At 67.3% G+C, this 19615-nt stretch carries 16 protein-coding genes; 14 read left to right on the top strand and 2 right to left on the bottom strand.

Annotated elements, in window-relative coordinates:
* The first annotated feature begins 200 nt into the window (after positions 1-200).
* From R5W23_RS04130 to R5W23_RS04115, 4 genes are all read left to right on the top strand, one after another.
* Complete coding sequence (locus R5W23_RS04130) at positions 201-704, top strand: hypothetical protein (RefSeq protein ID WP_320685236.1); 504 nt, start codon at positions 201-203, stop codon at positions 702-704.
* Between the two features lie 137 nt (positions 705-841).
* Positions 842-1873: a sigma-70 family RNA polymerase sigma factor gene (locus R5W23_RS04125; protein ID WP_320685235.1), complete on the top strand. Its 1032-nt coding sequence runs from the start codon at positions 842-844 to the stop codon at positions 1871-1873.
* An 88-nt stretch (positions 1874-1961) separates the two neighbouring features.
* A complete protein-coding gene (locus tag R5W23_RS04120) occupies positions 1962-3302 on the top strand; it encodes a pyridoxal phosphate-dependent aminotransferase (protein WP_320685234.1) in 1341 nt (446 codons plus the stop codon).
* Between the two features lie 513 nt (positions 3303-3815).
* Complete coding sequence (locus tag R5W23_RS04115; RefSeq protein ID WP_320685233.1) at positions 3816-7082, top strand: sigma-70 family RNA polymerase sigma factor; 3267 nt, start codon at positions 3816-3818, stop codon at positions 7080-7082.
* A 456-nt stretch (positions 7083-7538) separates the two neighbouring features.
* Here R5W23_RS04115 and R5W23_RS04110 read toward each other — a convergent pair whose 3' ends face one another.
* Positions 7539-8861: a hypothetical protein gene (locus R5W23_RS04110; protein ID WP_320685232.1), complete on the bottom strand. Its 1323-nt coding sequence runs from the start codon at positions 8859-8861 to the stop codon at positions 7539-7541.
* 192 nt (positions 8862-9053) lie between these two features.
* Between R5W23_RS04110 and R5W23_RS04105 the strand changes: the two genes are divergently transcribed.
* Positions 9054-9779, top strand: a complete 726-nt coding sequence (locus R5W23_RS04105; protein WP_320685231.1) for a hypothetical protein — start codon at positions 9054-9056, stop codon at positions 9777-9779.
* On the opposite strand, the gene R5W23_RS04100 is transcribed toward R5W23_RS04105, so the two are convergent.
* Positions 9754-10110, bottom strand: a complete 357-nt coding sequence (locus tag R5W23_RS04100) for a hypothetical protein (RefSeq protein WP_320685230.1) — start codon at positions 10108-10110, stop codon at positions 9754-9756. The genes R5W23_RS04105 and R5W23_RS04100 overlap by 26 nt on opposite strands.
* Positions 10111-10182: 72 nt before the next feature.
* Here R5W23_RS04100 and smpB point away from each other — a divergent pair, with 72 nt between their 5' ends.
* From smpB to ilvA, 9 genes are all read left to right on the top strand, one after another.
* Positions 10183-10680, top strand: coding sequence for an SsrA-binding protein SmpB (smpB, locus tag R5W23_RS04095; protein WP_261185469.1), 498 nt, complete (start codon positions 10183-10185; stop codon positions 10678-10680).
* Between the two features lie 174 nt (positions 10681-10854).
* Entirely contained in the window at positions 10855-11865 is a 1011-nt protein-coding gene (locus R5W23_RS04090; RefSeq protein WP_320685229.1) for a glycosyltransferase family 4 protein, read from the top strand.
* 8 nt (positions 11866-11873) lie between these two features.
* A complete protein-coding gene (locus R5W23_RS04085; RefSeq protein ID WP_320685228.1) occupies positions 11874-13598 on the top strand; it encodes a lipopolysaccharide kinase InaA family protein in 1725 nt (574 codons plus the stop codon).
* 103 nt (positions 13599-13701) lie between these two features.
* Positions 13702-14622, top strand: coding sequence for a DUF1570 domain-containing protein (locus tag R5W23_RS04080; protein ID WP_261185472.1), 921 nt, complete (start codon positions 13702-13704; stop codon positions 14620-14622).
* 145 nt (positions 14623-14767) lie between these two features.
* Positions 14768-15748, top strand: coding sequence for an ADP-glyceromanno-heptose 6-epimerase (gene rfaD, locus R5W23_RS04075; protein ID WP_320685227.1), 981 nt, complete (start codon positions 14768-14770; stop codon positions 15746-15748).
* Between the two features lie 60 nt (positions 15749-15808).
* Positions 15809-16552: a phosphopantothenoylcysteine decarboxylase domain-containing protein gene (locus R5W23_RS04070; protein WP_261185474.1), complete on the top strand. Its 744-nt coding sequence runs from the start codon at positions 15809-15811 to the stop codon at positions 16550-16552.
* A gap of 4 nt (positions 16553-16556) precedes the next feature.
* Positions 16557-17204, top strand: coding sequence for a flavoprotein (locus R5W23_RS04065; RefSeq protein WP_320685226.1), 648 nt, complete (start codon positions 16557-16559; stop codon positions 17202-17204).
* A 108-nt stretch (positions 17205-17312) separates the two neighbouring features.
* The gene (locus R5W23_RS04060) at positions 17313-17681 is read left to right on the top strand and encodes a TIGR03066 family protein (protein ID WP_320685225.1); all 369 of its coding nucleotides are present in this window, start codon (positions 17313-17315) and stop codon (positions 17679-17681) included.
* 410 nt (positions 17682-18091) lie between these two features.
* Entirely contained in the window at positions 18092-19606 is a 1515-nt protein-coding gene (gene ilvA / locus R5W23_RS04055) for a threonine ammonia-lyase, biosynthetic (RefSeq protein WP_320685224.1), read from the top strand.
* Positions 19607-19615 lie beyond the last annotated feature (9 nt).

Genomic DNA, 19615 nt, shown 5'->3' with positions numbered 1-19615 from the left:
CCCAACTCACGTGTCATGTCGCCGGATTTGTGCGCGTTCCAAGCGTTGAGACTCAATGTCGGTACGCCTCTTTGCTGTGACTGCGCGGCGCGATGCCGGCACCGCTCTATTAACCAGATGTCTCGGCGCTTGAGGCCATTGACCAGGGTCGTTACACTATCCCACATCCTCAACCACACCATGCGTGTCATGTGACGACCGTGAATCGCCTCGCCTTCATCGACATCTGTAAATTCGATTCCGACCATTACCGAGCAGGAATCCTCGTCACGGACCGCTTTACTGATCCGATCGAGTTCCGCTGCTCCAGCCCGGTACGACCGACCGCCCTCCAAAAGATCCTTTGGGGCAGGCGGCTGACCGCCCACTTATTCTGCCACGTGTTCGGCAAACCGCTTATCGAGTGCCTGAATCCACGTCCTGACCTTGTACTCGCGAGAGTTTCGCAACTCCTTGGCATCCGCGCTGTCACGGGTGCACCGACAGTCCTAGTTAGTCCCAAACCCGAACTGGAACACCGACTGTTGCCCTCTTCTCCGGCTCATTATCTCTGTGCATCGCGCGAACACACGGAGGATCTCGACCTCGCCATGCCGGTCATGTCGCCACTCGCTGCCATCCTCGCGCCTCTTGAACCGTTTCAGCGCGTATTCACCGCGATTCAGGACGTGCATCAGGACGAAACTCGCGCAAAGGCGGTGTAGCCGTGTGGTCTGTCGCCCAGTTATTCGCCCGTTTCACCCCGGTATCCGTCCGCACAGGACCGATGCCTGTCGCCTTAGCTGGGGCAGCGCCCAGCGCCAATCTCCTTCCTTCCGCTCAAGTCGGACCGAATTTGGCGTTGCGCCCCGCGGTCCGCTCCGCGGTGATCGCGAAGCCATTCGAACCCGTTACAATTCTGGTCTTTGGCGCCACCGCACACATTTGCCTTATACCCACAACTTGGTTTGGTGGACGGCTGAGTGCTCCGCCCGGTTTGGCTGAGCGTTTGCGGACGAGCGGTACGGAACTCGAACCGGACGAACGAGACGAACCGCTTCCAGATGAACCATTGCTGGAATGTAAGCAACTTTTTTTACGCGACCTCGCGCGGCACCCGCAACTTCCGGCCGAAGTGACCAATCTCTTCCTCGCCGAAATCGCCACTCTCGGCTCCGTTGTTGAAGTATCCGACGGGCGCAAGGCTCGACGTGAACGTCAGTTCGGCTCGGCCGCGGAAGCGGACCGCTACCACTATCTCCGGAACGCAATCATTCTCGGCCACTGGCGGTTGTGTTTGCATTGGGTGCGCGAAGGAAACTGGCCGCAGCGTTGCCTATCAATGACAGAAGAAGACCTTTTCGGCGAAGCCATACTTGGGCTAGATCGTGCAATTGAACTGTTTGAACCAGCACACGGAACAGCCCTTGCCACTTACGCTTTTCAGTGGATTCGCCAAGCAGTAGGTCGCTCTCGCTCATTTACAGACCGTTTGATCCGTCTTCCGGCTCATTGTCGCAACGGTCGATCGCTTCACCCAACTGAGTACCGGCGCCTAACTCAGATTATCTACTTTTCCGATCCGAATGCGCCAGACCTAGAGTCACTTCCGGACCCGCGAAGCCCGGACCCCGTTCACGCCGTCAGCAACGCCGAGACCGACAGGTCATGCGGCGCGAGGCTGCGTATCGCTTTTCAGGAGATTACCGAGCGCCAAGCAGACATCCTGCGGAGAAGATTCGGCCTCGGTGGCCTGCCACCGGAAACACTTCAAGCGATCGCAAGTCGATACGATTTAACAAGAGAGCGTGTGCGACAAATCGAAGCTGCGGCGATCACAACACTCGCGAGCGGAACTGTTCGCAAGCTCTTGGAAGCCGTGGCACCCGAATGACAGAGCGTTGCGCCGCTCAGTCGGGCTTTACACGGCGCAGTTCGTTCTGCGACAATCCGCAAAACGCGCCCTGCACGGAGGCAACAGCGTGGCGATTCCCTTCTGGCTCACGAAGCTACTCGTCCGCACCCGGCTCGCCCGGTTCACCCCGCGCGCCCGGCGCCTCACCGACGGCGGCGCCGCGTACCTCAAATACTACTCCGACCGTGTCCTCGCCGCGCCGGTGGAGGAACTACTCGACCCGGCGTTCGTGCCCGCGGCGCCGAACTTCGATGTTCTCGATCTGAACCAGCCCACCCCCGACGCGCCCGCGGCCCGCGGTGCGGTCAGCGTCGGCCGCACTGACGCCCTCTGTGCCCCCGGGCGCGTTCCCGTCACGCTTCCCGAACTGAGTAAGGCTATCGCGGACCGCTACAAACAGGCCGGGCGGACCGTAAACCCGGCAACCGATATTCTCGCCACCCACGGCGCAACAAGCGCACTGGCCGCGGCGCTTGATGCGTTCGTGAACCCCGGCGACCGGGTGGTGCTGTTCGACCCGTGCTCGTCGCTGTTCAACCTGGGCGTGCGGTCGCGGCACGCGAACGTGAGCCGGGTGCCGACGTGGGTCGAGGACGGCCGGCTCCGGTACATCGCACGCGACTTCGAGCGGGCGATGCGCGGCGCCAAGATGCTGGTCCTCAGCGACCCGAACAACCCGACCGGCGCCAGCCTCGCGAACGAAGACCTCGAACACATCGCCTGGATCGCCGGCGGGTACGGCATCCTCGTGTACCTGGACGAGTCGTTCGCGGCGTTCCGGGGCGAGCGGACCCGCACGTTCGCCGCCATGCCCGGTGCGGACCGGGTCACGATCACCGCCGGGTCGGTGTCGCAAGAGTTCGGACAGGCCGGGATGCGGGTGGGCTGGCTCGCCGGGCCGCGGCACCTCGTCCGCGCCTGCCAGCTCACCGCGAACCTCAGCGCGCCTTACGTACCGCCCGTGTGCCAGCAGGCCGCCGCAAAGCTCCTTACAGAACCGATGGCACCGGAAGCCGCGCAGCGGTTTCGGTCCAAGCGGCAGTACACGCTCGACCGGCTCCGGGCGATGGGGCTCGAACCGGAAGCGCCGAGCGGCGGCTACTTTACGTGGGTCCCGGTGACCGGGTTGAACCTCGACGGGCGCGCCTTCGCCGAGCGCCTGCTGCGCGAGGAGCGCGTGCAGGTCGGCCCCGGAGTCGCGTTCGGGCCGAGCGGAGTCGGTCACGTTCGCGTGAGCTTCGCGACGGACGACGGCCGGTTGCGCGAGGGGCTGAACCGCATGGCCGCGTTCGTGGAACGGCTCCGAAAGCCGGAAGTACCGGCGCCGAAGACAGAAGAGACCAGTGAAACCGCTGTGAAGGAAAAAGAACAGTCGGAAGAGAAAAAGCCGGCGTTCAGCCGGGTATGAGTTCCGTGCCGGTCGCGCGAGCGGGCGCGTTGCGCACCCAGTGCCGGGTCCAATAGTCTCGAATCGCCCGCTCGAAAGTGGTATCGGTCTGGGCGCGGTGAGTACCGCTCTTGGACTCGTCAGGTGTCGACCGACAGGCGCGTGAAGCACTCTAATTGGCGCCCATCTCTTTCAACCTCGTTCACGGTCCGGGTGGTGTTTTCTTCTTGTGGCACAGACATTCCTGTCTGTGCGGCGCGAGAAGGCCGCACAGACAGGAATGTCTGTGCCACAAAGACAAAACCAAAGCAGACACCAGCAAATAGATCGCGCATCAATACCGCAGCGAATCGAACGCCACCCACTCGGAGGCTTCGGCCCAAGCTAACGGCTCTCCGATCCTCCCGTTACAGTTCCACTTCGCATTACCGTTTTGTCATTTCTCCGGCCCGGTGAGGCCACTCGTTCCGCGGCGGCCATAACTCGGGTACAAGGGTGTCACGGACGCAAGATCCGAAAGCGGGAGGCGCAGCAATGCCACACATTGCGAACCGGCTCATTCTCATACCGCGGGCAGTCGACACGGACCGGCAACTCCTCCACCGGTTCGCGACCGAAGGGACTCAGGACGCCTTCGCCGCGTTGGTCCGCCGGCACGCGGGCATGGTGTTCCGGGTTTGCCGGCGCGCGCTGCCGACCGCGCAGGACGCCGAAGACGCCTGCCAGGCGACGTTCCTGGTTCTGGCCCGGCGGGCGGCCGAGCGGTGGCACGAGTCGGTCGCGGACTGGCTCTTCGTCACCGCCCGCCGAGTCGCGAGGGACGCCCGGAGGGCGGCCGAGCGGCGGACCCGCCGGGAGCGCCGCTCGGCCGTCCCGGAGGCGGTCCCGGCGCTCGACCAACTCAGCGCCCGGGAATTCCTGCTGGCGCTGGACGAAGAGCTGGAACGGCTCCCGCCGCGGTATCGTGAGCCGCTCGTGCTGTACCACCTGGAGGAGTTGACCCGCGACGAGATCGCGGTCCGGCTTGGTGTCCCAACTGCGACCGTCAAAACTCGGCTCGAGCGCGGCCGCGCGCGACTTCGCGCCGCCCTCACCCGGCGCGGGCTGGCGCTGAGCGGCGCGATTCTCGCCGTCGCAACCGCGCACCCGGCCGGCGCGATCGCCTCACAGATGTGCGAAGCAATCCTGGCGGCAGTAGCCGGCCCCCCACGTACCGCCGTCGCCGCGCTCGCGCGAGGACCGATCGCGAGCGGGCCGGTCGCGAAGGTCGGCGCCGGCGCGTGTGCGGTCGCGGCCGTCGTGGCTGCCGCACTGGCCCTTGGGGCCAGCGTGTCGGCGGACCCACCCACGCCGGGCGTCCCGGCACCGAAAGACCGCGAACCGGGTGCCAACCCGACGGCCAGCGCGGACGCCCACGGAGACGCACTGCCGGCCGGCGCGCGGCTGCGAATCGGCACGTTACGCTACCGGGACGGCGGGGGCACCAACAACGCCACCCTGTCACCCGATGGAAAGACCGTTGTTACCACGTCCGAATCCGGCACAACCCTTTTCGACCTCGCGACCGGCCGCCGAACCCTCTGGATCGGCGATTCCGGGGTGCCAAACGGGTTCCAGTCGAACGGCTCGCTGGTCGCCTTTGCACCCGACGGCAAGACGCTCTATGCCCTCCACGCCCCTGGCGGTGGCGCAATAGCGGTTGCGGCGACCGGCTCGATTGCCGGGTTCGACCCGACCAGCGGCAAACAGCTCGTCACCTTCAAACCGCCGCCCGCGCCCCGCGGCCCGAACCAGGCCTTCGACTACGGCTACACCCGGCTGTGGTTCCCGACCGGCTCGGCCCATCTGGTCGCAGTGCGTCAAAAATGCACTGTCCTGATCGATCCATCCACGGGAAAAGAAATTCGATCGTTGGAGTTCGCCGCGGAGGTGGCGTCGCCGTCGCCGAACGGGCTCCGCCTGTACGAAGTCTCGAATAACACGATCACGGCCTACGACGCGGACGGTAAACAAGTACGCCAGTTCGAGCACACAGCCCCGCCCGAGACGATCGGGCTCGACCCTGCGGGCACGACGCTGGCCGCAGCGGACAGTTCAAAAGGTCATATCCGCGTATGGGACGTGGCAACCGGTCAAGTGCTCAACAACGTCACCGTGGCCGGCAAGAATAAAGAAGACACCACGATCACCGTCCTGGTTATCACCCCGGACCGCAAGACGCTTCTGGTGGGCACGAAACGGGGTAGCGTCGACCGGTTCGATATCGGCGCCGGGAAACCGCTCACGCCCATCCGGCAGCACACGGGCTGGATAACCGGCCTTGCCTTCAGCGACGAGGGACGAACACTGGTCTCAACGAGCTGGGACCACCGGATCGGTCGTTGCGATCTGGCGACGGGTCAACCGCTCCGTGATCCGGGCGGGTATTCGGGACATCTAAGATTAGACCGCTCACACAACGGAAAATGGATCGCCGCCGCAGACGACAGCGGCCGTGTGGAACTGCTCGACGCGGCGACCGGGCAGTTGGTCCGAACCCTTCAGTCAACGGGTCCGGCGGCCAGCCGGTTGGCGTTCGGGCCGGACGGGAAGAGCGTCGCAGCGGCCCACGGGGACGCCAAGATCCGAATCTGGGAGCTTGAGAGCGGTCGCCTCGCCCGAGAAATCGAACTCGCCCCGGCCCCAAAGGAGCAACCGGTCTGGTTCTCGGGCCTGAAGTTTGCGCCGAACGGGCGCACGTTAATCAGTTCGTGCCAATCGCTCGGAACCGTCGCGTTCGACACGACAACCGGCAAGCGTCTCTGGGCCGAGGCGAAACACGGGGCCGTGGCGTTCCACGGCGACGGTCAAACGCTCGCCGTAGGAGGTTGGGACCGCCAGCTCCACCTCCTGAACGCGGCGACCGGCAAATCGCGCGTATCGGCGCCCTCGCCGGATGTGGTAGACGACATCGTCGTTTCGCCGGACGGTCGCGTTCTGGCGACGGTTGGCCACCAAGGTATCGTCTACCTATGCAACCCGGCTACCGGCGCGGTTCAGAAGGAGTGGCAGGCGCACACGCACGGGCACGTCGCCTGGGGCGCGTCGTTCGGCCCCGGGGGCATCTGGCTGGCGACCGCGGGCGACCGGACCGTGGCGATCTGGGACGTGGCCACCGGCACCCTGCTCCGCCGGTTCGAGGGGCACACCAGCCGGGCGTACTCGGTCGATTTTGCACCGGACGGCCGCACCGTTCTGTCGTCTTCTATGGATCTGACCGGTTACGTCTGGGACGTGCGCCCGGCACCCGCTCCGGGGGCACCCCGAACAACGGCCCAATTGTGGGACGACTTGCTCGGCGAACCGGAGGGGGCGTTCCGGGCGGTGTGGCTCGCGGCGGCGGACCCGAAGGCGCCGGCGGTGTTCGGCGAGAAGCTCCCCTCGCCCCGAAAGCCCGACCCCAAGCGGTTCCAGAAACTCGTGGGGCAGTTGGCCGATGAAGACTTCAAAACCCGAGAGGCCGCCGAGGCGGAACTGACGCGATTCGGCCCGCCCGCGCTGGCCCTCGCCCGAACCGCCCGCGCGGGCGCGGAATCGCCCGAGGTCCGGACCCGACTGGACGCCCTGATCCGGAGTTGGACCGAGGCGGCGACCTCACCCGAAAGCTGGCGCCGTCGCCGGGCGGTGGTGGCGATGGAACTGGCCGGAACACCCGCGGCGGTCGAGTTGCTCAAGCGGTGGGCGGCCGACGCACCCGGAACGGTACTATCAGACGCCGCAGCCGCGGCGGTGACTCGGATCAACGAATCGAAGTCGCGTTAGGCGCGTCACGGCTGATGTCGGGTCCGGTCGGTTCAGGCCACAGGGTGAAAACGGGGCGCTCCCAGGGAATGTGCGTCTGGCTCAACAGCACCAGTCGTTTCAAGTGTGCGTAGCCGGAGCGACCGGGCGGGAGCCCCGAACACGTTGGGGCATCATACCAAGTCAAGTCGTTTCGAGTTGGTACGCGGTAGCGACGGCGCCCGTGCCGTGGTGAGTGTGGTCCGCTCACTCCGTGAGCGGTCGCTCCGGGTGTCGGGTACGTGTGGCGTGCAATGACAGGCCCCACCCGCCCGCAATGCTCATCCGATACCCGCAGCGACCGCTCACGGAGTGAGCGGACCACACTCAACGGCCAGAACGACGACGCGCGGCTCAAACTTTAGCGGCCCGACGGGTGAGAACACCCATCGGGCCGCCGCTGGCGTTAATGGCCCGCAGCCCTGCGGGCACGGTCGATCACCGCCCGGGGCCAAACGTGCGACTCAATGAGAAATGGACCTCCGCCGACGCCCGCACGATGATCGCGGCGCTCGGAGCATGGTACGTTACTGTCCCCGGGCCGCTGCCATTATCGCGCCACGACAACGGGTCGATCGACTTCGTAATCATGGAGGTGATGTTCAGCGCGTTCAGGGCCGCTTGGTCCGCGTTCAACGCCGGCCCCCACTCCGGACCGCTGAACGGCCCCTTACCCAGGGTCAGGTCGCCGATGTAGTACACGCGCGTGGTCAGCAGGTTGCGGGCGCGTTCGACGGTGACGATCTGAATCGTCTCGTCCTTCACCACGAACGTGAGCCCCTGAGCCGCGAGTATCGACCGCAGCACGGTGCGGCCCGCGAGCCCCTTGGCTTCGAGGGTTGCCCCTTTCTTGAGGTCCGTTTCCAGGTCTTGCAGGGACTGTTTGTCGAGCAGCAGCGGTTGGTCGAGCATGTTCGACAGGTCTTGCAGCGCTTCCTCGAAGGGCCGCTCGCGGAAGTTCACGCTGACCGGCTTGTCCAGCGCCTCGAGGATCTTCTTCTCTTTGGCGGTCATCTCGACCGGCTTCAGGCGGCGCGCCGAGATCTCCCTCCAGTTCGAGGGGTACTCCACGTCCATGATCGCCGGCATCGCGGACCGGGTCAGATCCTGCTGGCTCTTGACCCACCGGGCACGCATCTGCACCTGAATCGCGATGGCCTCTTCGAGCCGGGTGGCGATGCTCCCGGTGTACCCCAGCGCCTGCACGGACGGGTTGGTCGGGTACAGTTTCGTGAGCCGCGCGATTTCGGCGCTGGCGACGGTCGTATCCTTGGAATCGTTGGCCCGCTGAATCGACTTCAGCCCCTCGACCACGTCCTTGTACTCGAGCGCGGCCTTCTCCAAAGCGGCCTTTTGGGCTGCAATGACTTCGGGGCTCTTCGGATCGAGTTTAACGCCCGTTGCGGGATTCGCTACCGCCGAACGCCGGCCTTCAAGCTCGTCGAGTTTGGCATCGACCCGGTTCGTGAGATAGGTTCGGGTCGCCTCTGTGATTCCGACCGACGGGATGTCTTGTTTGGCCTTCTTCAACGTCTCAGTGGCCTTTGACCGCTGTCCGAGCCGCAACTGGGAATCCGCGATCTTGAACGCTTCGGCAAGGTTGCGCTCAGCGTTCTGCTCGTTCGCTTTCGCTTTCTGCTCGGCGAGTTTGGATTCGAGCGGCCCCGGTGGCGGAGTCGGTTGGGCTGCGGCAGGAGGGGTGAGCATCCCGAGAGCCACCACCCCCGCACCAAGCTCGCGGCAGTACCGGAAGCGCGTCATGCTCGGCCCCTTCATACTAAAGCACGAATTGACTGTCACATCCCCAACGTAACGCAGGACATCGGCGTTTGCCAAGTTCCCATTTTCCTTTACGCCCCCGCACAACCGGCCGGGCGCGGCGCAACCGCGCCCGACGGTCGGAGTTGACCAGTTTCCGCGTCCCGTGTATCCCGCTGCCCGGAGGGATCAGTCATGAGGCGTCGTCGGCCGATGTTCCTGGCGCTGGCAATGCTGGCCGCGTTCGCGGCCCTGGCGACCAGCGCCCTCCTTTTCGCCGCAAAGCGCGACCCGGCCTTCTACACCGCCGCCGCGAGCCGCCCGATCGATTACGACTCGCACGAAAAGGCCGCGAAGCTCCTCACCCGCGTCCTCGACCTTCAGAACGATATTCGGGCGAAAGAGACCTGGGGCGACACGTTCACCGCGGAGGAGCTGAACTGTTTCTTCGCCGAGAACATGGGGGCGAAGGACGGGTTGTGCGAGTTGCTCCCGAAGGGCTTCCACTCCCCGCGAATCGCTATTGACGGTGACCGCCTCAAAATCGGCGTGCGTTACCGCGAGGGGTTCTGGAGCGGGGTCATCTGGCTGGAAGCGAAAATCTGGCTGGTGGCGGATCAGGTGAACGTTGCGGCCGTTGAGGTGTGCGACCTAAAGGCCGGCGCGATACCGTTCGGCTCACAGTCCATCCTCGACCGCATCGGCGACGTGGCCCGTGAGTCGAGCATGAGCGTGACGTGGTACCGCAACAAGAGCAACCCGGTGGGAGTGTTCAAGTTCTTCGCGAAGCAACCGCGGCCCACGTCCCAGATTCTCACGCTCGAAGTCAAAGACGGCAAACTGGCGATCGCGGGGCGGTCGTTCCTCGAGACGGCACCGGCGGTGCCGGCCGGGGTCAACCCGGTTGCCCAGCTCCCGTGAGCCGAAAGAACCACGTGTCCCCGCGCCGAGCGATCACGGCCCGGCCGCTCAACCGGGTTCCCCGAATCGAGAGCTGGACGCGGTGTGGCTCGTCCGCCTCCCAGACGCAAGTCCCCACGTCCCATCGCGATACGCTCCCGCGACCGCCTGAAAGCGGCCCCTCGTATTCGAGATACACGAGCCGGTGCGGGAAATTCGGCTCGGCCGGAACGTCGCACCCGGCCTGCGGTTCGCACAACAACCGCCACGCCCGGAGCCGGCCGGCCTCTTCAACGAGCAGGTCGAAGTGCGGCTCGGGCCAATCGTGGGTGAGGACGACGAACCGGGTCACGGAAATCGGCCTACGAACTGTGGGTGCGCAACGGTAGAATGCCCCGGGCGATACCGCATTGAGACGGACATCATGGCGAAGTCGGGCAAGAAAGACAAGAAGGAGGCGGCGGACGGCACGGTCAACATTTGCCGGAACCGGCGCGCGCTCCACGAGTACGAAATCTCGGACCGGCTCGAATGCGGCATCGTACTCGTCGGCACCGAGGTGAAGAGCCTCCGCGACGGGCACGCGAACCTCGAGGACGCTTACGCCCGCATCGACGGCGACGAGTTGTGGCTCATCGGCGCGGAGATCCCGGAGTACCTGTACGGGAACCGTCTGAACCACAAGCCGAAGCGCACGCGGAAGTTGCTGCTCCACCGCCGGGAGATCACGAAGTTCGCGGCCAAAGCGGACGACAAGGGCCTCACACTCGTGCCCCTTCAGATGTACTTCCGGGACGGCAAGGCGAAGGTGGAGATCGCGGTGGCGAAGGGCAAGCAGGCCCACGACAAGCGGCAGTCGATGAAGACCGCCGACGCGAAACGCGACATCGATCGGGCGCTGGCGTCGCGGCGGAAACGATAAAGGCGTTCACCACAAAGGCACCGAGATCAACACCAAGAAACGCAGAGAAAGCAAAGATATAGAGAAAACAATCAAAACGCCCTCTTGCCGTTGCCTCTGTCTTCTCTGTGCTCCGTTGTGTCGATCGCGGTGCCTTTGTGGTGAGTTTTTTTACCCCGGCCAAGGAGGGTCGCGGTGCGGCTGGTTGCGCTGGTGGAGTCCGAGTCACACGTGTGCTGTCGGTACCGGCTCACCGCGTTCCAGCGCGCGCTGGCCGATGTCGGCCACTCCCTCGAATTCCGCGCGCTGCCACATTCGCTGGCCGGGCGCCTCGCGCTGGGCCGCGACCTCACCTCATACGACGCCGTCATTCTCCAGCGCAAGCTGCTCCCGCACTGGACCATCACCCTCCTGCGCCACCGGGTCCGGCGGCTCCTGTTCGACTTCGACGACGCCGTCTACCTCCGCGACTCGTACTCCGCGAAGGGCTTCAACGACCCCAAGCGGACCGCCCGGTTCCGCGCCACCGTGGAAGCCTGTGACCTCGTCGTCGCCGGCAACCGCTTCCTCGCCGAAGAAGCACAGAAGTACGTCCCGGCCGATCGCGTCACCGTGATCCCGACGTGCGTTAACGTGGACCGGTACCCGGTCGCAGAGCACCGCGCGACCGGGGCCGTCAGGCTCGTGTGGGTCGGGTCGTCGAGCACGCTGAAGGGCCTGGAGCGGTTCGCCCCCACCCTCAGCGCGATCGGGCGCGCCGTCCCTGGCGTGCGGCTCAAGCTCATCTGCGACCGGTTCACGGAGTTCCCGGCGCTGCCGGTCGAGCGGTGCGTGTGGTCGGAGCCGCGCGAGGCGGAAGAGATCGCCGCCGCGGACATCGGCATCGGCTGGGTCCCCGACGACCCGTGGAGCCGCGGCAAGTGCGCGCTGAAGGTGCTCCAGTACCAGGCCGCCGGGCTCCCGGTGGTGGCGAACCCAGTCGGCGTGCAGGCCGACTTCGTGCGGGACAACGAAACGGGCTTCTGCGCGAGCACCACCGACGAGTGGGTCGGGGCCGTGCGCGCGCTGGCCGGCGCCGCCGCGCTTCGGAAGCAGTTGGGCGAAACGGGCCGGCGCGAGGTCCAGGCGCGGTACAGCGTCGCGGCCGGGGCGTGGCAGTGGATCGAGGCGCTCGAACGGCTCGCATCGACACGAAAGGCCGGTTAGGAGTAACCATGCTCGCGGACGTTCTGCGCAAGTGCGGTTCGCTCGTCGCCCCGGCGGCGGGTTCAAGCGTGCGCGCGAACGGCCGCGTCTGGCGCCTGTCCCCCGAGGGCGTGGCACTGTTCGGGGCGGCCGGCCCCGCGCTCGACGAATGGCTTGCCGGCGGCTCGGCGGCGGTGGTGAAGCACGGCCCGCACCGGACGGTCTACCGCGTCGATCTGGCGTCGGGCACGATCTACGTGAAGCACTGCCGGATCAACGGCCCGCGGGCGTGGGCGCGCGAGGTGCTCCGGCTCCCGAAAGCGCAACTGGAGTTCGAGAACGCCGCACGGCTCCGCGCGCTGGGCATCGGGGCCGCGGCCCCCCTCGCCTGGGGCACGTCCGACTCCCGGTGGCCCGGGCAGAGCTACCTCGTCACGCGCGATCTGGCCCCCGCGGTGCCGCTTCCCGATTTCCTCGAAGCGCACCCGCTCACCGCGTCCCAGCGGCAGGTGCTCGCGCGCGACCTCGGGACGTTCCTGGCGAAGCTCCACGAGAACGGCGTCGCCCACCCGGACCCGCACCCCGGGAACCTGCTCGTCGCGTGGGAGGGAGAGGACCGTTCTCGCGCCGAGAGAGGAACAGTGCGGAACGGCTTCCGCTTCGCCCTTCTCGACGTCCACGCGATCCGGTTCGGCCCTCCCCTTCCCTGGGCCGCGAGCCGCGAGAACCTCGTCCTGTTCAACCGCTGGTTCCAGCTCCGCGCCAGCCGCGCGGACCGGTTGCGGTTCTGGCTCAGTTACCGCACGGCCCGCGCGGGGCTGGTGTGCCCCGAAGGCCCGAAACACTTGGAGCGGGCCACGCTCGCCTCGAACCGGCGGTTCTGGGTGGCCCGCACCGCTCGGTACAAGGGCACCCACCGGACCGTCCGCAAGGTGCGAGCGGGTCACGTTCGCGGCCTCGCGGTGCGCGACCTGCCCGACGAGTTCCTCCGCACGCTGCTCGCCGACCCCGACGCCGCGTTCACCCGGCCGGGCGCCCGGTTGCTCAAAGAGTGCGCCGGCTCGACCGTCGCGGAACTCGAGCTTCCGACGCCCGACGGGACACGGGCCGTCATTCTGAAGCGGGTCAACACGCGGGACACGTTCGGCGCGCTCAAAAACCTGTTCCGCGCGTCAGGCGTGCGGCGGTCGTGGCTGCTGGGGCACGGGCTGTGCGAGCGGCACCTGCCGACCCCGCGCCCGCTGGCGGTGTTTCACCGGTACCGCGCCGGGTTTCTTCCCGCCGAGGGCTATCTGCTCACGGCGAAGGTTCCCGATGCCGTCGGACTACCGGAAGCGGTGAAAGCGTGTCGCGAGGCGCCCGTCCTCCGCGCGTGGATGGACAAACTGGCCCGCGTGGTGCGTGCGATGCACGACCGGGGCGTCTCGCACCGCGACCTCAAGGCGCCCAACATCATGCTCGCCGGGGCCGCCCGCGACCCGGCGACCGCGACGCCCGTTCTGATCGACCTCGTGGGCGTGCGGGCCGGCACGGGGGCGGTGCCCTTCGCCCGGTGCGCCAAAGAACTCGCGCGACTGAACGCGAGCTTCCTGGCCGTGCGGCACGTCACGCGCACCGAGTGCCTGCGGTTCCTGCGCGCGTACCTCGGCGCCGGGGCCGGCGGCCGGGGCTGGAAAACCTGGTGGGGCGCGATCTGCCGCGCGACGCGAGCGAAGGTGGCCAAGAACGCGCGCCGCGGGCGCCCGATCGGATAATCGATATTACCCGCGAAATGTGAAGTGCCGGCCGCCCCGCGGCCGAATACTGTCAGGTCGCGCCACCCGGCGCGTCGGTCTCACGCCACGCAGGGCGATGTGTATGCCGAGTTCGCCGCTGCGCCTCTCTGCTTTCGCAACTCTCGCGACCCTGATCGGGGTGCTCGCGGGGTGCGAAACGATGCGCACCGACCCGGGCACCAACAGCACGCGGAACGCCGAAGTCGCTCCGGTCCCGCCCGCGCCGCCGCCCGCACCCGCGCCCACCGCGCCGCCGGGCAAGAAGCACACCCGCGCCGGCTACTACGTCCTGTACCACGACTTCGAGATCGACAAGACCGACCCGCTGTTCGCGGAACTCGAAGCGCTACCCGATCAGGTCTTCGGGGAGCTGCGGCTGCCCCCGAGCAGCGGCATCGTGCAGGTGTTCCTGTTCGACACGCAGGAGCGGTACGAGCGGTACATGCGGGCCAAGTACCGGAACCTGCCGCCGCGGCGCGCGTACTTCATCGCCGAGCCCCGGGCCGGCGGGGCCGACGAGCTGAAGATCTTCACTTGGCTCGGCGACCACCTCAGCACCGACCTGCGGCACGAGCTGACACACGCCCTCCTGCGGAGCGTGCTGAAGGACGTGCCGTTGTGGCTCGACGAGGGTCTGGCCGGGTACTTCGAGCTGCCGCCGAATCAGGATGGCGTGAACACCCAGCACCTGGATACACTGCGGCGCGGACCGTTCCAGCCGGACCTCGCGCGGCTGGAAAAGCTGAAGGACGTGGCCGAGATGCAGAAGCCCGAGTACCGGGAGGCATGGGCGTGGGTCCATCTGATGCTGCGGTCCGGCCCCGGACCCAAGAAGGTGCTCCACGACTACCTCCAGGCCCTACGCGCCGACCCGACCCCCGGGCCGCTGCTGCCGAAGCTGCGTGAGGTGATGGACGTGCCGGAACAGGCCCTGGCCGACCACCTGGGGACGGTGGAGGCACCCAAGATGCGCACCCGGGCACGCGCCGGCGCGCCGAAGTGAGTCCGAATACAAGAATGGCCGCAAAAACGCACAAGACGCACAAAAAGAAACCAAAGACGGGTTAGTTACTCTTAGTTTCTTTTTGTGCGTCTTGTGCGTTTTTGTGGCCGCTCTCCGGTTCTTTCAAGCACCACGGAGGGGCACCATGATCGCCGTCACCGGCGCGGCCGGGTTCATCGGCTCGAACCTCGCGCACGCGCTCGCGGCCGAAGGGCACGCGCTCCTGCTCGTCGATCACGAGCTGACGCCCGCGAAGGCCGCAAATCTGGCCGGGCTGTCGCGGTTCCGGTTCAGCCGGCACGACCACTTTCTGGACGACCTGAGCGCAGGGCGCGTCGCGCCGGACGCGGTGTTCCACCTCGGCGCGTGCAGCTCCACAACGGAGACGAGCTGGGACTACCTGTCCCGCAACAACGTCGAGTACACCCGGCACCTCTGGAATTGGTGCGCGGAACGGCGGAGGCCGTTCTTCTACGCCTCGAGCGCCGCGACCTACGGCGACGGCGCGCTCGGGTTCAACGACCGCACCCCGCCGCACGAACTCCGCCCGCTCAACCTCTACGGCAAGAGCAAGAACGACTTCGACATCTGGGCGCTCGCGGAGGTGGCCGCCGGGCGCGCGGCCCCCCCGCAGTGGGCCGGGCTGAAGTTCTTCAACGTGTACGGGCCGCGCGAGCCGCACAAGGGCCGGATGGCCAGCGTCGTGTTCCAGACGCACAAGCAGGTGAAGGCGACCGGCGAGATGAAGCTGTTCCGCTCCACCGACCCGGCGTTCACCGACGGCGGCCAGCGCCGCGACTTCGTGTTCGTGGGCGACTGCGTGAACCACATGCTGTGGCTGTGGCGGCACGCGGCGCCCGGCGGGGTGTACAACTCCGGCAGCGGCGCGGCGCGGACCTTCTACGACCTCGCCCACGCGGTGTTCGTCGCGCTGGGGCTGGCGCCGCGGATCGGCTTCATCGACATGCCGGCCGACCTCGCGGGCAAGTACCAGAACTTCACGCAGGCCGACATGTCGAAGTTGCGGGGCGCCGGGTGGGACGCCCCCTCGACCGCGCTGGAAGACGGCGTTCGCGAAACGGTGCGGTGGCTGGAGGGCGCGGCCGAAGTGCGCCGGGCCGCTTAGCGCTCGCGCGGCGAATCCGCTAACCTAACGGTGTCGCCCCCACCCACGGCGCCGCCCGCCATGAACTTCCTCGTCACCGCCGGCAGCACGCACGCGCCCGTCGACCGGGTCCGCTGCGTCACCAACTCGCACCCCGGGCGGGCCGGCACCGTGGTCGCCCGCACCGCGTGGGGCCGCGGGCACACGGTCACGCTCGTCACCTCGCGGCCCGACGCCCTCCTCGAGCACGGGATCAACCCGCGCGACCCGGGCGAGCGGTTCTCCGTGTTGCCCTACCACACCTACGACGAACTGACCTCGATTTTGCAGAACCAACTTCGCGTCACCGCCTTCGACGTGGTATGTCATGCCGCGTCGGTCGGCGACTACCTTTCGGGGGGCGCGTTCACGCCGGCGTCCGGGACGTTCTTCAACGCCCGGACCGGGCAGTGGGAGGCCCGCACCGGCGCGCCGACCCTCGCGAAACAGGCGGCCGATAAAATTAACAGCGCGGAGCCGGAGCTGTGGGTCCGCCTCCTGCGCGCCCCCAAGCTGGCGGACCGCATCCGGCACCCGTGGGGCTTCGCCGGGCTGCTGGTCAAGTGCGAGACCGAGGCCGGGCTGAGCGAGCAGCAGCTCGTGGACGCCGCGGAAGCGTCGCGGCAGCAGTCCGCGGCCGACGTGATCGTCGCCAACACGGTCGAGGGGGAGGCGCACTGGGCGTACCTGGGGCCGGTCGGCGACCGGTACGAGCGGGTCACGCGGCGCGAGCTGCCGGACCGGCTGGTGCTGGCCCTGGAAGACCTTTACCAGAAGCGGACGTAGCAACATGGCGAACGTACTCCTCGGGGCGACCGGCAGCGTGGCGGCGGTGCGCGTGCCCGCCCTTTACGACGCCCTCACCGGCGCCGGGCACGCGGTCAAGATCGTGGCCACGAGCGCCGCAACGTACTTCTTCGACCCCGCCCCGTTCCGCGCCGCGGGCGTGCTGTCCCTGGACGAGGACGAGTGGCCGGGGCGCGACGAAGGGCGGCTCTACCAGCGCGGCGACGCGGTGCAACACATCGAGCTGCGGAAGTGGGCGGACGTCTTCGCCCTCGCGCCGCTGGACGCCAACACCTTGGCGAAGCTGGCGGTCGGGCTGTGCGACAACTGCCTGACGTGCGTGTGGCGCGCGTGGGACCTCGCCCGCCCGGTGGTCATGGCCCCGGCGATGAACACCCTCATGTGGCAGCACCCGTTCACGCGGCGGCACCTGCGCGCCATCGCGGCCGATGCCGGCGCCGGCCACATCCCGGCACACCTCGCCGACGACGCGCTGATCCAGCAGATCAACGACCGCAGCCCGACGCTCCGGGTGGTGGCCCCGGTGACGAAGCAGCTCGCCTGCGGGGACACCGGCCCCGGCGCGCTGGCCGAGGTCGCGGATATCGCGAACGCGGTTCAGTTCATGCTCGGCCGGGCGCGGGCCGCGTAACCACGCACGTTCATCATGACGCGCCATTGACCCGCCGCGTAGCATAACGCGCCCGGGCCGCATCCGGCGCCCGGGCGGGCCAAACGCAGTGCTCAAGGAACGACCACAATGAAGACCCTTCTGGCCGCCGTGTTCGCATTCGCGGCCCTCGGACTCGCCGGGACCGCCCCGGCGAAAGCCGACGACACCCCCAAGCTGCTCGGCAAGTGGGAGGTGACGAAATCCGCCAGTGACACGCCCGTCGGAACGGTGATCGAGTTCGCCAAGGACGGGAAGCTGTTGGTGACGATCAACAACGAGGGCAAGGACCTGAAGCTCGACGGCACCTACAAGCTCACGGGCAAAAAAATCGCCCTGAAGCTGTCGCTGAACGAGCAGAAGATCGAGCAGGACCTGACCGTCACCTTCAAGGGCGAAGACGGGCTGGAACTCGAAGACGCCGACAAGAAGGTAGACACGCTCAAGAAGAAGAAGTAGCCACCGGCACCGAAGCGCAGTTCTCCTCATTCACGGTCCGGCTGGTTGTGTCTGTTTCTTGTGGCACAGACATTCCTGTCTGTGCGGCGCGAGAAGGCCGCACAGACAGGAATGTCTGTGCCACAAAGGCAAATCCAAAACGGGCACCGAAGCACGGTTCTCTTCCGTGCGGGCCGCAGCGGTAGCCGAGACCGAATACCTCGCGCCCACGTTTGAAGCCGTCTCGCCCGTGTGAACAACGACTCGGCCAGTTCGCCCCGCGCGAACGGGCCGAACGTGCTATGTGCTGGCTCTCCGGCCCGTTATTTTGCCGCCGAGTGACTTTGCGGGTGGTTCGTAGCGCGGCCCTTCCTATTAGGTCAGAACGCGGCGCTCGCCGCGATGACGGGGCCTCTTTCGGAAGAGCTGGGATGGACGTTCGCCTCTGGGAATACTTGCAGCGGATTCTGACCGCGCGCGTGTACGATGTCGCGGTCGAGACCCCTTTGGAGCGCGCGGAGAAGCTCTCGGCCCGGCTCGGCTCCCCCGTCTGGCTCAAGCGGGAAGACACACAGCCGGTGTTCAGCTTCAAGCTGCGCGGGGCGTACAACAAGATGGTTCGGCTGCCCGCCGACCAGTTGGCCCGCGGGGTCGTCTGCGCGTCCGCCGGGAACCACGCCCAGGGCGTCGCACTGAGCGCCCGCCGGCTCGGCTGCCGGGCCGTGGTGGTCATGCCGGTCACCACCCCGCGGCTGAAATCCGACGCCGTCCGCGCGCTCGGGGCCGAGGTCGTGCTGCACGGCGACAGCTACTCCGACGCCTACCAGCACGCGGCCGAACTGGGCGCCGCCAACGGGCTCACCTTTGTCCACCCCTTCGACGACCCGGACGTGATCGCCGGCCAGGGCACCGTCGGGATGGAAATCCTCCGCCAGCACCAGGACCCGATCCACGCGATCTTCGTCGCGGTCGGCGGCGGCGGGCTGCTCGCCGGGGTGGCGGCCTACGTCAAGGCGGTGCGCCCCGAGATCAAGGTGATCGGGGTGCAGATGACCGACTCCGACGCGATGGCCCGCTCCGTCCGCTCGGGGGAGCGGGTGCGGCTCCATGACGTGGGGCTGTTCTCCGACGGCACGGCCGTCAAGCAGGTGGGCGAGGAGACGTTCCGGCTGGCCCGCGAACTGGCCGACGGGTTCATCGAGGTCGACACCGACGCGGTGTGTGCGGCGATCAAGGACGTGTTCGAGGACACCCGCACCGTGCTCGAACCGGCAGGGGCGATGGGTGTGGCCGCCGTCAAGCAGTACGCGGCCGACCGCGGCCCGCACGCCGGCTCACTGGTGGCGGTCACCTGCGGGGCGAACATGAACTTCGACCGCCTGCGGTTCGTGGCCGAGCGGGCCGAAGCGGGCGAGGGGCGGGAGGCGCTGTTCGCGGTCACCATCCCGGAAGAGCGGGGGAGCTTCCGACGGCTGTGTGAGGTGATCGGGCGGCGGAACGTGACCGAGTTCAACTACCGCATCTCCGACGAGCGGGTGGCGCACGTGTTCGTCGGCCTGGCGGTGACGGACCGGGGAGAAGCGGCGGCCACCGGCCGGGCGTTCACCGAGAGCGGCTTCGCCGCCCTCGACCTGCTGGACGACGACCTGGCCAAGGACCACATCCGGCACATGGTCGGCGGCCCCAGCCCGCTGGCCAGCGGCGAGCGGCTGTACCGGTTCCAGTTCCCGGAGCGGCCCGGCGCCCTCGTCAAGTTCCTGACGAGCATGCACACGGACTGGAACATCAGCCTGTTCCACTACCGCAACCAGGGGGCGGATTACGGCCGCATCCTGGTCGGCGTCCAGGTGCCCGACGCGACCGCGTTCCGCGCGTTCGCCGACACGCTGGGGTACCCGTGGGTCGACGAAACCGAGAACCCCGTCTACCGCCTCTTCCTGCGGTAGCCGGCGACG

The sequence above is a fragment of the Gemmata algarum genome (assembly GCF_034097035.1).
Lineage (GTDB): Bacteria > Planctomycetota > Planctomycetia > Gemmatales > Gemmataceae > Gemmata > Gemmata algarum.
This window is presented reverse-complemented; position numbering and strand designations above follow the sequence as displayed.

What these genes read in the sequence shown, in the direction of transcription:
- R5W23_RS04115 (WP_320685233.1), top strand. Translation starts at nt 3,816, where the DNA reads ATGCCACACATTGCGAACCGGCTCATTCTCATACCGCGGGCAGTCGAC.
- R5W23_RS04110 (WP_320685232.1), bottom strand. Translation starts at nt 8,861, where the DNA reads ATGACGCGCTTCCGGTACTGCCGCGAGCTTGGTGCGGGGGTGGTGGCT.
- R5W23_RS04105 (WP_320685231.1), top strand. Translation starts at nt 9,054, where the DNA reads ATGAGGCGTCGTCGGCCGATGTTCCTGGCGCTGGCAATGCTGGCCGCG.
- smpB (WP_261185469.1), top strand. Translation starts at nt 10,183, where the DNA reads ATGGCGAAGTCGGGCAAGAAAGACAAGAAGGAGGCGGCGGACGGCACG.
- R5W23_RS04085 (WP_320685228.1), top strand. Translation starts at nt 11,874, where the DNA reads ATGCTCGCGGACGTTCTGCGCAAGTGCGGTTCGCTCGTCGCCCCGGCG.
- R5W23_RS04080 (WP_261185472.1), top strand. Translation starts at nt 13,702, where the DNA reads ATGCCGAGTTCGCCGCTGCGCCTCTCTGCTTTCGCAACTCTCGCGACC.
- rfaD (WP_320685227.1), top strand. Translation starts at nt 14,768, where the DNA reads ATGATCGCCGTCACCGGCGCGGCCGGGTTCATCGGCTCGAACCTCGCG.
- R5W23_RS04070 (WP_261185474.1), top strand. Translation starts at nt 15,809, where the DNA reads ATGAACTTCCTCGTCACCGCCGGCAGCACGCACGCGCCCGTCGACCGG.
- R5W23_RS04065 (WP_320685226.1), top strand. Translation starts at nt 16,557, where the DNA reads ATGGCGAACGTACTCCTCGGGGCGACCGGCAGCGTGGCGGCGGTGCGC.
- R5W23_RS04060 (WP_320685225.1), top strand. Translation starts at nt 17,313, where the DNA reads ATGAAGACCCTTCTGGCCGCCGTGTTCGCATTCGCGGCCCTCGGACTC.
- ilvA (WP_320685224.1), top strand. Translation starts at nt 18,092, where the DNA reads ATGGACGTTCGCCTCTGGGAATACTTGCAGCGGATTCTGACCGCGCGC.